Annotated in this window: 15 protein-coding genes; 5 read left to right on the top strand and 10 right to left on the bottom strand. The window is 69.8% G+C overall.

Translation table 11 applies throughout. From position 1 onward, the window contains the following. Positions 1-160 precede the first annotated feature (160 nt). The gene (locus FJ091_10225) at positions 161-1,006 is read left to right on the top strand and encodes an aspartate/glutamate racemase family protein (protein ID MBM4383732.1); all 846 of its coding nucleotides are present in this window, start codon (positions 161-163) and stop codon (positions 1,004-1,006) included. 25 nt (positions 1,007-1,031) lie between these two features. On the opposite strand, the gene FJ091_10220 is transcribed toward FJ091_10225, so the two are convergent. From FJ091_10220 to FJ091_10185, 8 genes are all read right to left on the bottom strand, one after another. Next, positions 1,032-2,219, bottom strand: coding sequence for an ATP-binding protein (locus tag FJ091_10220; protein MBM4383731.1), 1,188 nt, complete (start codon positions 2,217-2,219; stop codon positions 1,032-1,034). Positions 2,220-2,277: 58 nt separating this feature from the next. Then, positions 2,278-2,559: a hypothetical protein gene (locus FJ091_10215; protein MBM4383730.1), complete on the bottom strand. Its 282-nt coding sequence runs from the start codon at positions 2,557-2,559 to the stop codon at positions 2,278-2,280. Beyond that, positions 2,559-3,251, bottom strand: a complete 693-nt coding sequence (locus tag FJ091_10210) for a hypothetical protein (GenBank protein ID MBM4383729.1) — start codon at positions 3,249-3,251, stop codon at positions 2,559-2,561. Before FJ091_10210 ends, FJ091_10215 begins: the two co-directional genes overlap by 1 nt. Before the next feature lie 18 nt (positions 3,252-3,269). Then, the gene (locus tag FJ091_10205; GenBank protein ID MBM4383728.1) at positions 3,270-6,392 is read right to left on the bottom strand and encodes an efflux RND transporter permease subunit; all 3,123 of its coding nucleotides are present in this window, start codon (positions 6,390-6,392) and stop codon (positions 3,270-3,272) included. Next, positions 6,389-7,537, bottom strand: coding sequence for an efflux RND transporter periplasmic adaptor subunit (locus tag FJ091_10200; protein ID MBM4383727.1), 1,149 nt, complete (start codon positions 7,535-7,537; stop codon positions 6,389-6,391). Before FJ091_10200 ends, FJ091_10205 begins: the two co-directional genes overlap by 4 nt. Next, the gene (locus FJ091_10195) at positions 7,534-8,175 is read right to left on the bottom strand and encodes a TetR/AcrR family transcriptional regulator (protein MBM4383726.1); all 642 of its coding nucleotides are present in this window, start codon (positions 8,173-8,175) and stop codon (positions 7,534-7,536) included. Before FJ091_10195 ends, FJ091_10200 begins: the two co-directional genes overlap by 4 nt. A gap of 99 nt (positions 8,176-8,274) precedes the next feature. Next, positions 8,275-8,655 (bottom strand): cobalamin biosynthesis protein CbiX, encoded by a 381-nt coding sequence (locus FJ091_10190; GenBank protein ID MBM4383725.1) that lies wholly within the window; start codon positions 8,653-8,655, stop codon positions 8,275-8,277. Then, a complete protein-coding gene (locus FJ091_10185) occupies positions 8,655-8,963 on the bottom strand; it encodes a (2Fe-2S)-binding protein (GenBank protein MBM4383724.1) in 309 nt (102 codons plus the stop codon). Before FJ091_10185 ends, FJ091_10190 begins: the two co-directional genes overlap by 1 nt. Positions 8,964-9,047: 84 nt before the next feature. Here FJ091_10185 and FJ091_10180 point away from each other — a divergent pair, with 84 nt between their 5' ends. The 3 genes from FJ091_10180 to FJ091_10170 are packed head-to-tail and all read left to right on the top strand — an operon-like array spanning position 9,048 to position 11,242. Further along, a complete protein-coding gene (locus tag FJ091_10180) occupies positions 9,048-9,773 on the top strand; it encodes a competence/damage-inducible protein A (protein ID MBM4383723.1) in 726 nt (241 codons plus the stop codon). A gap of 38 nt (positions 9,774-9,811) precedes the next feature. Continuing rightward, the gene (locus FJ091_10175) at positions 9,812-10,258 is read left to right on the top strand and encodes a DUF4079 family protein (GenBank protein MBM4383722.1); all 447 of its coding nucleotides are present in this window, start codon (positions 9,812-9,814) and stop codon (positions 10,256-10,258) included. A 60-nt stretch (positions 10,259-10,318) separates the two neighbouring features. Next, on the top strand, positions 10,319-11,242 hold the full coding sequence (locus FJ091_10170) for an alpha/beta hydrolase (GenBank protein MBM4383721.1): 924 nt from the start codon (positions 10,319-10,321) through the stop codon (positions 11,240-11,242). 10 nt (positions 11,243-11,252) lie between these two features. On the opposite strand, the gene FJ091_10165 is transcribed toward FJ091_10170, so the two are convergent. Both FJ091_10165 and FJ091_10160 read right to left on the bottom strand, forming a co-directional pair. Further along, positions 11,253-12,629 (bottom strand): wax ester/triacylglycerol synthase family O-acyltransferase, encoded by a 1,377-nt coding sequence (locus tag FJ091_10165; GenBank protein MBM4383720.1) that lies wholly within the window; start codon positions 12,627-12,629, stop codon positions 11,253-11,255. A gap of 48 nt (positions 12,630-12,677) precedes the next feature. After that, entirely contained in the window at positions 12,678-13,298 is a 621-nt protein-coding gene (locus FJ091_10160; GenBank protein ID MBM4383719.1) for a TetR/AcrR family transcriptional regulator, read from the bottom strand. Between the two features lie 100 nt (positions 13,299-13,398). Between FJ091_10160 and FJ091_10155 the strand changes: the two genes are divergently transcribed. Continuing rightward, positions 13,399-14,580 carry a cytochrome P450 gene (locus tag FJ091_10155; protein MBM4383718.1) on the top strand — a complete coding sequence of 394 codons (1,182 nt, stop codon included), beginning with the start codon at positions 13,399-13,401 and terminating at the stop codon, positions 14,578-14,580. Positions 14,581-14,743: the final 163 nt, after the last annotated feature.

Here is a 14,743-nt window from a genome sequence, read left to right as displayed (position 1 = left end):
AGCTGATCGAGGACCTGATGGTGCAGCGCATGGCCGACAACGACGCGATCGTCACGCGTTACATGGGCGATGCGCAGTTCCAGGCGGCGGCGTTTCCTGTCCTTGCACGTGCGATCTTCGAAGCCGTGAAAGCACGCGATGTGCGACCGAGTGAAGCCCCATGATCGGCGTCTTCGACTCCGGGCTCGGCGGCCTAACAGTTCTGCGCGCGCTTTCTTCGCGCTTCCCGCAGCAGGCGTTTCTCTACCTCGGGGATCACGCCAACGCGCCCTACGGCGATCGCGCGTCGGCGGAGATCGTCGCGTTCACGCAGGCCGGCGTCGCGCGGCTCTTCGCGCTCGGCGCGAAGCTCGTCGTGCTCGGCTGCAACACCGCCACGGCGGTCGCGCTGCGCACGCTGCAGCGCAAGTGGCTGCCGGGCTCGGGCTACGCGGGGCGCAACGTGGTCGGCATCGTGGCGCCGACGGTCGAGGCGGCGACGCAGACGCCGTGGGCCGTAACGACTCCGCAGTATCCGCAGAAGAACAACCGCGACGTGATCGCGGTGTTCGGCACCACGCGCACGATCGCGTCGGGCGTGTACGCGGAGGAGATCTTCAAGCGCTGTCCACGCGTGCGCATCGTGCTGCAGCCGTGCTCGGAGCTCGCCGCCGCGATCGAGAACGCGCAGCCGCGCGCCGAGCTCGAGGCAATCGTCGCGAACGCGGTGAAGGCGATGACCGCGCAGCTCGGTGGCGGCAAACCCGATCGCGCGATTCTCGGCTGCACGCACTTCTCGCTGGTCGAGGACGTGTTCGCAGCGAAGCTGCCGGCCGGCGTGCGCATCCTCTCGCAACCCGAGGTCGTGGCGGACAGCTTCGAGGACTACCTCGCGCGACATCCCGAATACGCCGCGAACGGAGCGCCCGGAGTGCGGCTGCTGACGACGGGCGATCCGGCGCACGTCTCGCGCACCGCGGCAGTGTTCTGGCCCGAGGCGCCGCGCTTCGAGCGGGCAGCACCTTGAAAATCGAAAGTCTGCCTTTCGATTTTCAAGGTCTCCGTTTCGCCTGACGCGCCCTGGCGGACTTCGTGATCTGCGTAGCGCCGCCGTCGGCAAGAGCGCCGACCGGGAGCACGTGCACACGGTCTGACAGGGCGTAGGCGCGCTCGCCGGGATAGATCACCGTCACGCGCTCGAGGCCGAGGTCGTCGATCGCGGTGCGCATCGATGGCGTGATGCGCGGCGCGTCGGCGTGCTTCACCTCGACGCCGAATCGTCGCCCGCCCTTCACGAGCAGCAAGTCGAGCTCGGCGCCGGAATGCGTGGCCCAGAAATAGGCTTGCGCAGGACTCACCGCCCGCAGCACTTCCTCGATCGCGTAGCCCTCGAACGACGCGCCGAGCTTGGGGTGGCGTTGCAGGTCGCGGTCGCTCGCGATGCCGAGCAGTTGGTGCAGGAGCCCGGCGTCGCGCACGTACACCTTCGGCGCCTTCACCTGGCGCTTGCCGAGGTTCTCGTGCCAAGGCAGGAGCTGCCGCACCATGAACAGGCCAGTCATCAGGTCGAGGTACTGGCGCACGGTCGGCTGGCTCAACGCGAGCGAGCGTGCGAGCTCGGCGCCGTTCCACACGTTTCCGTGGAAGTGAGCGAGCATCGCCCAGAAGCGATGCAGCGCCTGCGGCGGGATGCGCACGCCGAGCTGCGGGAGGTCGCGCTCGAGAAAAGTCTGAATGAACTGCTTTCGCCACTGGAAGCTGTCGCCCTCGCTGCGCGCGAGGAACGACTGAGGGAAGCCGCCGCGTCGCCAGTGCCGCGTGAGCGAGTCCTCACCCACTTCCGAGAGATCGAAGCCTCCGATCGTCAGCACTTCGATGCGTCCCGCGAGTGTCTCGGAGGATTGCCGCAACAACTCGGGCGAGGCGCTGCCGAGAATCAGAAAGCGCGCGCGGAGCGGGCGTCGATCCGCCAGCACGCGCAGCACCGGAAACAGGTCGGGGCGCCGCTGCACTTCGTCGACGACGACCAGGCCGCGCAGCTCACGCAGCGTGGTAATCGGCTCGGCGAGGCTCGCGAGGCTCGCGGGATCCTCCAGGTCGAAGTAGCGAGGCGAGCCGGGCGGAACGAGCGTGCGCGCGAGCGTCGTCTTGCCGCACTGGCGCGGGCCCACGAGCGCCACGACGGGGCTGCGGCGCAGCGCCGTCTGCAGCTCGCGCAGGAGGCGAGGGCGTTCGATCACGCGCCGAGCCTACCTTGAAAATAGAAAGTCTGCCTTTCGATTTTCAAGGTGCGCGAAGTCAGCTCCCGCCGCGGTCTCGCCGCGCTTCGTCCATCTCGTCCTTCGCCTGCGCGAGCCCGAGGCCGGTCAGCTCGCGATGGATCTTGATCGCGTCGATCTGACGCCCCTCGCGCAGCGCCTGCTCGCGTGCCGCCTCGAGCTCGGCGCGCTGCGCGGGGCTGAGCGTCGGCCGCGGGCGCTCGGGGTCGCGCTCCTTCGCGAGCGGGATCTCGCGCGCCGCGAAGCGCGCGAGGATGCGCAGCGCGATGAGCACCGCGAGCGCGATCAGCACGAGGCGCATCACGAGAGCACGTACTCGCTCATCGGGTGCGACTCGACGCGCTCCTGCGCGAGGAATCCCTGACAAGTGTCGATCATGCGCTTCAGGTTGCGCTTCAGCTTCGCCGGATCGCCCACCGCGTCGTAGAACGCGGCGGGGTCGTTCAGCGCGGCGATCGGAAAATTCTCCTCGACGATCGCCGCCCAGCTCGGCGCGTTCGACGTGAGCGCTCGCACGATCTCGTTGCGCACGTAGCCGAACGTGCTCTGCGTCTCGATCGCGCAGGCGCGCTGCTGCTCGTGCCAGATGCGCAGGAACTCGGCGTACGGGAGGCCGTCTGCAGGCTCGATGCACGTGACGAGCGCGAAGCCCGGCGTGCGCGCGCCGGCGCGCGCGCTGCGGTTCACGAGCGGGCGCGACTCGACGACGAGGTAGCCCGCGAATGCGCCGCAGGTGCCCGCGAGCACGCGCTCCACCGGCGCGCGGTCTTGCGACTGCTCGATCCAGAACGATGCGAAGGCGGCCTTCGGCGGCGACATCTTCCCGAGCCGGAGCTTCTCGCCCGCGGCGACGTCGTCATCCACGATCGAGATCTGCACGCGCTCGACGTCGAGCGCGAGCAGGCGCGGGCCCGTCTCGCCCAACAAGCGCTGCTTGAACGCTTCGTTCGGCTCTTCGCCACGCTTCCACAACACGTAGACGACTTTCTCCACGGCGACTCTCCTCGAGCTTCAGGGCGAGACGTCGAGGCGCGCGCGCTCCTCGTCGCGGCCGCGCAGCGACGCGCGCGCTCGCGAGATCGAGCCGCGCACGCGCGCGCTCATGCCGTCGATGAGCGCGTAGAACACGGGCACCACCATCAGCGTGAGCGCGGTGGAAGTGGCGAGCCCGCCGATCACGATCACGGCCATCGGTGCGCGGAACTCGGCGCCGGTCGCGTTCGAGAGCGCCATCGGCAACAGGCCCAGCACGAGCGCGGCGCTGGTCATGAGGACCGGGCGCATGCGCACGGGGCCGGCGCGCAAGATGGCTTCGTCGCGTGACATGCCTTCGCCGCGCAGCTGGTTCGTGTAGTCGACGAGCAGGATGCCGTTCTTCATCACGAGGCCCATCAGCACGAGCAGGCCCATCGCGCCCATGATGTCGAAGGACATGCCGCTGACTTTCAGCGCGAAGAAGCCGCCGACGAACGAGAGCGGCGCCGAGGTCATGATCGTGAGCGGATGCGTCACCGAGTTGAACAGCGACGCGAGGATCATGTAGATCGAGATCATCGCGAGCACGAGCGCGAAACCGAGGTCGGCGGCGGACTCCGCTTGCGATTCGGCGGCCCCGCCGGCATCGAGCGAGTAGGGCGGCGCGACGCCCACTTCTTTGCCGAACTGCTCGATCTTCCGCATCGCGGCGTCGAGCGAAGTGTCTGGGGCCTTGCTCGAGTAGATGCGGATCATGCGCGCGCGGTTGTGGCGGCGCACTTCGACCGCGCCGCTCTCGCTTCGCACGATCGCCGCGCTGGTGATCGGCACGAGCTCTCCGCGCATCGAGCGCACACGGATCAAGTCGAGCTTGCTCGGATCGTCGCGGTACTCGGGCAGCACTTGCACGCGCACGTCGTAGCGCTCGCCGCGGTCCTCGAACGAGCCGACCTCCTCACCTGCGAGCAGCGTGCGCAGCGTTCGGCCGAGCGCGACGGAGGAGACGCCGATGTCCGCGGCGCGCCCGCGATCGATGTCGAGCGTGATCTGTGGGCGGCCCGTCTCGTGCGACCAGCGCACGTCGATGAAGTCCGGATCCGCCTCCATCTTTGCGCGAATCGCAGTCGCGTAGCGCGCGATCTGCTCGAGGTCGGGGCCCTGCACCGAGTAGGCGAGGTCGTTGTAGCCCTCGCCGCTCGAGCTCGCGTACATCGGGTGCGACACGCCGATCTCGGTGCCCGGCGGCAGCACCGCGGCGACGCGCTGCCGAATCTCCTCGAAGGTCTCGGCGATCGGGACGTCGCGCTCGGTCTTCTCGGTCAGTAACAAGTTCATGCGCGCTCTGTGCGGCTGGTACTGCAGCTCGTCGCCCGCCGTCGCGAACGTCGTCACCACGTAGGGATGCGACTCGACCGCCGCCTCCATCGCGCGCAGCGTCGCGTCCGTCACCGAGAGCGGAGTGCCGATCGGCAGCTTCGCCGTCACGAACGCTTCGCCGAGATCGTCCTGCGTGAAGTAGTTCGTCGGCAGCGTGCTGAACACGCCGCAGCCGCTGAACACGGTGACGAGCGCGATCGCCACCGTCGCGAGCTTGTGCTGCAGCGACCAACCGAGCACGCGCGCGTAGCCGCGCTCCAGCCACCGCAGCATGCGTTCGCACGCGAGGAACAACGCGCTCTCCTTCGGCGTTTGGCGCAGCACCTTGCTCGCGAGCATGGGCGTGAGCGTGAGCGCGACGAGCGCGGACATCAGCACCGCGACCGTCACCGAGACCGCGAACTCGAGGAAGTAGCGGCCCATCGTGCTCGTCATGAAGAGCACCGGAACGAACACGCCGCACACGGCGAGCGTGGTCGAGATCACCGCGAGCGCGACTTCGCGCGTGCCCGTGAGCGCCGCACTCTTCGAATCCTCGCCGTGCTCGACGCGGCGGAAGATCGATTCGAGCACGACGATCGCGTCGTCGATCACGAGGCCGACCGCGAGCGAGAGCGCCATCAGCGTCATGTTGTTGAGCGAGAGACCGGTGGCGTACAGGACGGTGAAGCTCGCGATCACGCTCGCGGGGATCGCGAGGGACGCGATCAGCGTGGAGCGCCAGTTGCGCATGAAGATCAGTACGACGGCGACGACCAGCGCGGCGGCGAGCAGCATGTCGAGCAGCACGGAGGAGATCTGGTCCTCGACGATGCGCGCGTAGTCGCGCAGCACGCTCACTTCGACGCCCGGCGGCGCCACGGCGCGAATGCTCTCGAGCTCCTTGCGCACGAGCCGCGCGGCCAGCACGAGGTCGGATCCGCTCTGCTGCTGAATGTCGATCGAGACGCCGGGCTCGCCATTCACACGCGCGACGCTGCGTTCCTCCGCCATGCCGTCTTCGACCAGAGCGACGTCGCGCAGCTGGATCGGGCGGCCAGCGCGCTCGGCGATGATCAGCGCGCCGAACTCGTCGACCGTGCGCGCCTTGCCCTGAGTCGTTACGGACCACTCGCGCGCCGCGCCCTCGATGCGCCCGCTCGCGAGCTCCGCGTTCTCGAGCCGCAGCGTGGTCGCGACATCCTCGATCGCGAGGCCGTAGCCCGCGAGCTTCAGCGGATCGAGCCACACGCGGACTTCGCGCTCGCGCCCGCCGCGAATGCGCACGCCGCCGACGCCGGGAATGCGCTCGAGCCGCTCCTTCACCGTGTTCTCGGCGAAATCCGTTAGCTCGCGCTGCCCGATCGGCCCGCCCAGCACGAGCGTCATGAACTCGATCGCCGAGAGATCGAACTTCTGGACGATCGGATCCTCGACGTCGACGGGCAGCTCGGGCCGGGCGAGCGCGACCTTGTCGCGGATCTCCTGAACCTTCGTGTCGATGTCGTAGCCGAGCCGAAACTCGACGTGGACCTGCGAGAGACCTTGCTCCGAGGTGGAGTTGATCTCCTTCACGCCCTCGATCGCGTTGAGCTGCTCCTCGAGCACGTCGGTGACTTCGCGCTCGACGGTTTCCGGCGATGCGCCGCGCAGCTCGGTGACCACGTTCGCGAACGGGAAGTCGATGTCGGGCTCGAGCTTCAGCTCGAGGCGCGAGAGCGAGATCAGCCCCAACACGACGAGGCCGAGGTTCAGCATCGCGGCGAACACCGGCCGCTCGATCGAGATGTCCGCGATCCTCACGGCTGCGTCTCGTTCTGCGCGACGACCGGCGCAGCGGCTCCGGGCGCGGCGGCGTCGACGCGCGTGCCATCGCTGAGGCGCTGCGCGGCCTCGCCGTGCACCACGACGTCGCCGGGCGCGACGAGGGCGAGCAGCTCCACTCGCGTCTCGGTGGCGATGCCCACGCGCACCGGCACTTCGCGCGCGACGCCGCGTTCGACGCGCAGCACGTAGGAGCGCCCGTCGCGCGTGACGACGGCGCTGCGCGGCGCGACGGGCTGCGGCGATTCGCGCGTGGCGGTGATCTCGGCGCGCGCGTAGGAGCCCGCCTTCACCGCGCCGCTCGCGTCGCGCACGAGACAGCGCACCTCGTACGTGCGCGTGCTCGGGTCGATGCGCTCGGAGACGCGCGTCACCTCCGTGACGATCGGGTCGGCGACGCCCTGCGCGAACAGGCGCACGGCGTGGCCGGCGCGCACGGTGATCGGCGTCGTCTCGGGCACATCGAGGATCGCTTCGAGCGCGCCCGACTCTTGGAGCACGAGCACGGGCGCCGCGCCCGCGAGCGCACCCTCGTGCGCGCGGCGCTCGACCACGCTGCCCGCGTACGGCGCGCGCACCGTCGTGCGCGCGAGGTCGCGCTCGGCGCGCGCGACGCGCGCTTCGCCCTGCACCACGCGCGCCGCCGCAACTTCCGCCTGCGTGCGGATCTGGTCCGCGCGCTGCACCGAGGCCGCGTTCTCCTCGACGAGCTTCGCCATGCGCGCCGCCTCGGTCGCCGCGTTCGCGCTCTCCGCGCGCGCGAGCGCGAGGCCGGCGCGCGCCTCGGCGAGCGCCATCTCGTACGGACCCGGGTCGACGCGGAACAGCGGAGCACCGGCCTTCACGCTGTGCCCCACGTCGACGAATACCGCGTCGAGCGTGCCGGGCACGTCGGTGCCGACTTCGGTGAGCCGCTTCGCTTCGATCGTGCCCGAGGCGGCGACGACAGCGGTCAGGGACTCGCTCGCGACGACTGCGGTCTCGACGCGCGCCGGCGCCTGGGCGCTGCCCGCGGGCGCGGCTGCGACATCGCCCGTCGCCTTCGCCGCGTGCTCGCGCTTCCCATCGTCTCCGCACGCGGCGAGCGCCACCGTGAGTAGAAGAACGAGGATCCGCACCTTCATCGCGCGCCCTCCGCGCGCAGGCCGCGCTGCAGCACGTCGACGCAAGTGGCGACGAAGCGCTCGTCCGAGGCGTCGATCCACTGCGGGAAGAGCAGGTGATCGCAGAGCGCGATCATCACGAGCCGTAACAAGTCGGCGGCGCACTCGGGATCGAGGTCGCTGCGCAGCTCGCCGGACGCGATGGCCGCGCGCACCGCGGCGACCAGGCGCGTGCGCGCCTCGCTCATGCTGCGCTGCACCGCGGCGCTGCCGCCGAGGCCGAGCACGACCGCCGGATCGAGCTGGAAGAGCGCGCGCAGGAGCGGGCTGCGGCGCGCGTAGTCGAGCGAGGCGCGCAGCGAGCGCTCGAAGGCGGCGAGCAGGCCGGCGCCGCGCGCGAGGTAGGCGTCGAGGTCGGAGACGCGTGCCCAATCCGCGAGCGTGCGCTCGAGCAGCGCCTCGAGGATCGACTCCTTGCCGCGGAAGTGGTGGTAGACGACGGCCTTCGACGCGTGCGCCGAGGCGGCGATCTCCTCCACGGTCGTCTTCGAGTAGCCCGCGTTCGCAAAGCACTGAGCGGCCGCATCGAGCAGGCGTTGGCGCGTGCGCTCCGCGCGATCGACTCGCAGCGGCTCGCCGAGGGGGGTCGGGTGTGCCATCGCAGCACTCTAGGACGAACTAGACGAGATTGCTCCAACTCGTCTCAGAAGTGACCCGCGGGAAACCTAGACCCACACCGCGCGCCGGGGACATGGGAGTCAAGGGGAGCCAGGCCCGCGGAGTGCCTCGCGCACGCGCTCCGCCAGCGCGTCGGCCACCGCGGGGTGCGCGCCCAGCGGCTCCGCGAGCACCACCTCGACCCCCGAATGCGTGGCGCGCAGCTCCGCGGCGAGGCGCGGCAGGTCCTCGCGCACGTGCCGGCCCGGCGCGAGAAAGCACGGCAGCACGACGAGCTCGCGCGCACCGTCGCGCACGCACGCCGCAGCAGCCTCCGCGAGCGAGGGCGCGGCGAGCGTGAGGTGCGCGGTCGCGACGCGCGCGCCGCCGAGGCGCGCGGCCACGTGAGCGGCGAGCGCCTCGAGCTGCGCGTTCGCCTCGGGCTCGCGGCTGCCGTGATCGAGCAGAATCACCACGCGCATCACCAGTACGCCGCCGTCGCCGTCACTTCGCCGTGCACGCCCGCGCGGCACGCGAGCCGCTGCTCGGCCGGGATGCGATTGCGCTCCTTTTGCCGCCGCTCGTCCGCGCGTTCGGGGTCGAGCGCCTCTGCGCCCGCGAGCACGCTGAGGCCGCAGCGCGCGCACAGCGCGACTCCGGAGCACGCGCTCGCGATCGGGAGCCCCGCCGCGCGCGCGGCATCGAGCAGCGTGGTGCCGTCGACCACGCGCGCGACCACGAGCGCGGGCTCCCCCGCGACGCGCCGCACGAACGTCACCGTGTGCTCCATGCGCGCGATCTTAGGCGCCTTTCGCGAGCGCGATTTCGCTGGGTTCCGTCGCCGCGCCCGCGCGCGCCGGTTTAAGCTCGCGCGATGCCTACCGCGGCCATTCTCGTGATCGGCAACGAAGTCTTGTCCGGCAAAGTCACGGACACGAATTCGCCGTACCTGTGCCGCGAGCTGCGCGTGCTCGGCGTCGACGTGCACCGCATTCTCACGATTCCCGACGACATCGAGCTGATCGCGCGCGAGGTGCGAACGCTCTCCGCCGCCTACGACATCGTGTTCACGTCGGGCGGCATCGGGCCGACGCACGACGACATGACGATGGACGGCGTTGCGCTCGCGTTCGGCGTGCCGCTCGAGCGCAACGAGTCGATGGTGTCGCGCGTCGAGCGCCACCAGAACAAGCCGGCGAACGCGAGCCAGATCAAGATGGCGATGGTGCCGGCGGGCGCGCAGCTGGTGGACGCGGGCGATCTCTGGTTCCCCGTCGTGATCGTGAAGAACGTGCACATCTTCCCCGGCATCCCGGAGTTGTTACGGAAGAAGTTCGAGTCGATCCGCGAGCGCTTCCACGGCGTGCCGGTGCTGCTGAAGAACGTGTTCGTGAAGCGCCGCGAGAGCGAGATCGCGCAGTCGCTCAACGACCTCGTCGCCGAGTTCCCGGAGCTGATGCTCGGCTCCTACCCGAAGATCGGCGAGGAGATGTTCCACGTGCTGCTCACGCTCGAGTCGCGCGACGCAGGCTATCTGCAGCGCGCGCTCGACTCGCTGCTCGCGCGGCTCCCGGCGGACGCGATTCACCGAGTCGAGTAGGGCGCCGCTCGATGCCGCATGCTGGTGCGAGCTGTTAGGTGGAGAACGATCTCGCGGCGCAGGGCGGCGCGGCGTACTGGCTCGCGTACGCACACCCCGCCTTCATGCTCGCCGCGCTCGGCCTCGCGCTCGCCGCGCTGCGGCTCGGCCTCGGGCTGCGCAGCTCGCGCAGGCTCGGCGCGCGGCGCGATGGGCGCGCCTACGCGCGGCACCTCCGGCTCGCGAAGCTCGCGGTCACGCTGCTGCCGCTCGGCTTCGCCGCGGGCGTCGCGTCCGCCGTGCTGCTGCGCGGCTGGAGCGCGCTCGGTAGCGCGCACGGCCGGATCAGCAGCGCGGCGCTCGTGTTGTTCCTCGGCGCCGCGCTGTTCGGGCGAAAGCTCGAGCGCGGCGCGAAGGACGCCCACGACACGCACGCGCTGCTCGCGGTTCTCGCTGCGCTGTGCGCGGCGGCGTCGATCTTCACGGGCTTCGTGTTGCTCCCGTGAGGCGCGACACCACTCGGTGTCGCTGCTGGCGTAGAGTGAGCGCACCCCGAGGAGAACCCCATGGCCAGCCCCCAAGCCAAGCAAGTCGATGCTCATCTCCGCGCGCTCGCGAAGCGCATGGCCGCTGCGGGCGCGGACATCGAAGCGTCGCGTGCGGCAGTGAACGATTACTGGAAGGTGGACGGCTCGACGCAGGAGCTCGTCGCCGACGTGAAGCGCATCGATCTCGCGGGGGTCGCCTGCGAGTGGCTCGTGGCGAAGGGCGCAGATCCTGACAAGCGCCTGCTCTACATCCACGGCGGCGGCTGGACCGCGGGCAACCTCGACTCGCACCGCCCGCTGAGCGCGCGCCTCTCGAAGGCTGCGGGGGTCGCGGTGCTCGCCGTGCACTATCGCCTCGCGCCCGAGCATCCGTTTCCGGCGGGCCTCGACGACTGCGTGCACGCGTACCGCTGGCTCCGTAACAACGGCCCGAACGGCGCCGCGCCCGCGCGCGCGATCTTCATCGCGGGAGACTCCGCGGGCGGCAACCTCACGCTCGCCACGTTGCTCGCGTGCAAGGAGCGCGGCCTCCCGCAGCCAACCGGCGCGATCCCGATCTCGCCTGCGACCGACTTCAGCGCGAGTGGCGATTCCTACGGCACGCGCGCCGCGCTCGATCCTGTCATCCCCGGCGTGCGCGAAGGCATTCAGGCGATGGGCGCCGTCTACACGCAGGGCCGCGCCGACCCGCTCTCGCCGCTGTGCTCGCCGCTGAACGGCGACCTACGCGGGATCGCACCGCTGCTGATCCACGTCGGCGACCACGAGGTGCTGCTCGACGACTCGACGCGCATCGCCGCGAAGGCGAAGGCCGCGGGCGTCGACGCGACGCTCGCGATCTACCCCGAGATGCCGCACGTGTGGCACGCGTTCGCGCCGTTCCTGCCCGAGGCGAACGCCGCGATCGACGAGATCGGGGCGTGGGTACGGAAGCGGTCGTAGACGCGAGCCGCTAGCGGCCCACCACCTTCAGCGGGCGCGACCTGCGCTTCGCGGCGGCGACGAGCTCGCGCACGGACTCGCCGAGCAGGCGCGTGAACACGTCGAGGTCGGCGACCCGGTCGTAGTCGGCGTTCACGCCCACGCACAGCTTTCCGTCGTAGCTGAACATCGCGATGCCGAGGCCTCCGCTCTTCGCGAGCGGCACGGTGCCGAACGCTTCGAGCAGGCGCGCGCCGCGCAGATACACGGGCGTCTGCGGGCCGGGCACGTTCGCGATGCGCACGTTCACGGGCGTGCGCTCCGAGATCGCGCGCACGGCCTGCGCGAGCGTCCGCGAGCTGGTCCACTTCGCGACGCTGTTCAGCGTGCGCGCGCCGAGCGCCGGGCTCTCGCGATTCAGCTCGTCGGTCTTCACGTGGATCTGCTCGAGGCGCCGCGCGGGATCGCGCTCCCAGATCGGCAGATCGAGGATCCACTCGCCGACGCCTTCGTTCTTGTCGCCGCTGCGCAGGCTCACGGGCACCGCCGCGCGGAAGTCGATCACGGCGGGATTCATGTGGCGCATGCGGAAGTACGCGCCGACGGCGCCGGCGACCGCGGCGAGCAGCACGTCGTGCACGGTGCCGCCCAATTCCTCGTGCACGAGCTTCGCGTCGGCGAGCGGAATCACGAGCGTCTCGAAGCGGCGGTGCGGGCCGGGCTCGCCGCTGAGCGGCGTCTCGTGCAGCTGACGAATCGTGTAGCCGAGCAGGTTCGCGACGCCCTGCGCGCGGTGCCGCAGCTCGTTCGAGAGCGAGTCGCTCTCGCGCGCGAACTCCTGCAGCCGCCGCAGCGCGCGCTGCGGCAGGCGCAGCTGGCGCACCACTTCGTCGCGCACGAGCTCGGCGGCGCTCGGCATCGCGCGCGGCACGAACGGCGGCGCGGGCTCGAACTCGTCGTCGGCGTTCTGCGCGAGCAGCACCTGCATCAAGTCGCCACCGCTCTCGGCGAGGATCGCGTGCTGTTTCACCACGAGCGCGAAGCGCCCCCCCGACAACCCCTCGATCACCCAGCATTCCCAGAGTGGCCGCGAGCGATCGAGCCGCTGCGCTTGCAGGCGCGCCACGACTTTCTGCACATGCGCGATCTCGCCGGGATGCGCGATACCGGTGTGACGCACGTGGTAGTCGAGGCTGAACTCGCGGTCGTCGACGAGCACGGGGTGATTCTCGAACGGGATGCGGCGCAGCTTCCTGCGATACGCCGGTACGAGGTGCAGGCGCGACTCGATCGCGCTGCGGATCGCATCGAAGTTCACGCCGCCGCCGGGGTTCGCGAGCGGGCCCGCATCGAACACGAGCGTCGTCGCCGCGTGCCCGAAGTGGCGCGAGCTCTCGCCGCCTAACAACGCGGCGCTCTCGTAGCTCAGGCGTTCGTAGAAGTAGCGGGCCAGGATTTACTCCCTGCGCGCGCCGGCTCGGCGCACGCCTTCGAGGGCGAGGTCGACCATCGGATCGACCATGGCGGGCGAAATCTTCATGGCCCGAAAGAAGAGGCGAACCGCGATCGGGCCCACGACGAGATCCGCCGCCAGATCGAGGTCCGTGCCCGGCGCGATCTCGCCGCGCACTTCGGCGCGCTTCAGCGCCGCCTCGAGCGGGCGGCGGCGCCCCTTCAGCACGGGATCGAACACGGCGCCGAGCTCGGGATTGTGCGCGCGCTCCGCGGCGAGGCTCGGGTAGATCGTGGCGAGCGGCGTCGCGAGAAAGTTCTCGAGGTAGCGCGTGAGCATCGCCTTCAGGTCGCCCGCGAGTGTGCCGGTGTCGACGTCCTCGAACGCGGGCAGCTGGCCGAACGCCTCGACCACGAGCGGGAGCTTCGAGGGCCAGCGCCGGTAGATCGTGGCTTTGCCGACGCCCGCGCGCGTCGCGACGCCCTCGACCGTGAGCGCGGAGAAGCCCACTTCCTGCAGCAGCTCGAGCGTCGCGTCGAGAATCGCGCGGTGCGCTTCGCCACTGCGCGGACGGCCAGCGGCGCTCGCCTCGCCGTTCCCGATTCCGCTCGTCCCGGCGCCCATTTCTAGAACCCCCGGAAGCGCTCCCGGCCACATCGTCTCATTACGATACTGTACGTCTCGTTATCATTCACCCTCGCAGAATCAAAGGGGAATTCGCGCGATGGTCGACTACCACCCGTTCTCGGAGGCGGTCCAGGACGACCCGCACCCGACCTACGCCCGCCTGCGCGAAGAAGACCCCTGCTTCTACTTGCCCGAGTGGAACACGTACTTCCTCTCGCGCTTCGACGACATCTGGAGCGCGTCGATGGATGCCGAGCGCTTCTCCACCGCGCAGGGCACGACGACCGCGCAGCTCGTGACGAAGGTCCAGCCCGTCACGCCCATGATCAACAGCCTCGACCCGCCGTTTCACACCGCGTTTCGGAGCGCCGTGATCGGCTTCTTCACGCCGGGCCGCGTGAAGCGCCTCGAGCCGCAGATTCAGCAGTTCGTCGACGACGCGTTCGCCGAGGTGCGCGAGCTCGCCGAGGTCGACGTGTTCAATCAGTTCGCCGCGAAAGTCTCGGTGAAGGTGGCGTGCCTCGCGAACGGCTTCCCGATGGAAGACAGCGAGATGCTGAACAAGCTCGTGTGGCGGTTCTTCGCGCGCGAAGAAGGCGTCTCGGGCATGACCCCCGATGGCGTGAACGCGATGATGGAGATGTTCCAATACTTCAACGAGCTGATCGCCGCGCGGCGCGCCGCGGGCGCGAACGAAGCGAACGTGGTCGACCTGATCTGCCGCTTCGAGAAGGACGGCAAGCGCTTCGAGCCGCAGGACGCCGCCTCGCACCTCTCGATGTTCCTGATCGGCGGCGCCGAGACCTTCCCGAAGACGTTCGCGAGCGCGGTGCACCGCTTCTGGCAACACAAGGATCAGCGCAAGTGGCTCGTGCAGGACGCGTCCCTAATCCCTGACGCCTACCGCGAGGTGCTGCGGTACGACATGCCGACGCAGTACCTGATGCGCAAGATCGTGAAGCCCGTGCGCTTCCACGACAAGGAGTGCGCGCCCGGCTCGAACCTCGCGTTCCTCTACCCGAGCGCGAATCGCGATCGCCGCGAGTTCGAGAATCCCGACGTGTTCGACGTGCGACGCAAATCGCCGCGCATCCTCTCCTTCGGCCACGGCGTGCACCTCTGCATCGGGCAGCACTTCGCGAAGATGGAAGCGAAGCTGTGCGTCGAGAAGCTGCTCAGCTTCGCGCCGGAGTACGAAGTGCGCGCGGAGAAGCTGAAGCGCTTGAGAACCGAGTTCGTGCAAGGCTGGGCATCGATGCCGGTGGTGTGGCGCGGGTAGTTGGGGCGCACCGTGAAGTCAGAGCCGCGCAGAATGCGAGCCGTCGCGCGGCCGGCATCGATCTTTCCTTGTTGACTCCGCTCGCCTCCGAAGACTCCGGCTCGCTGCGCGCTTCGCTTGCGGTCTCGGCCGACTTGCTTTGGTGGAGCGTTCGTCATCGAGG

Source organism: Deltaproteobacteria bacterium (assembly GCA_016875395.1).
In the GTDB taxonomy this organism is placed as follows: Bacteria; Myxococcota_A; UBA9160; order UBA9160; family UBA6930; genus VGRF01.
The sequence above is the reverse complement of the archived record's forward strand: the minus strand, read 5'-3'. Positions and strand labels throughout refer to the sequence as shown.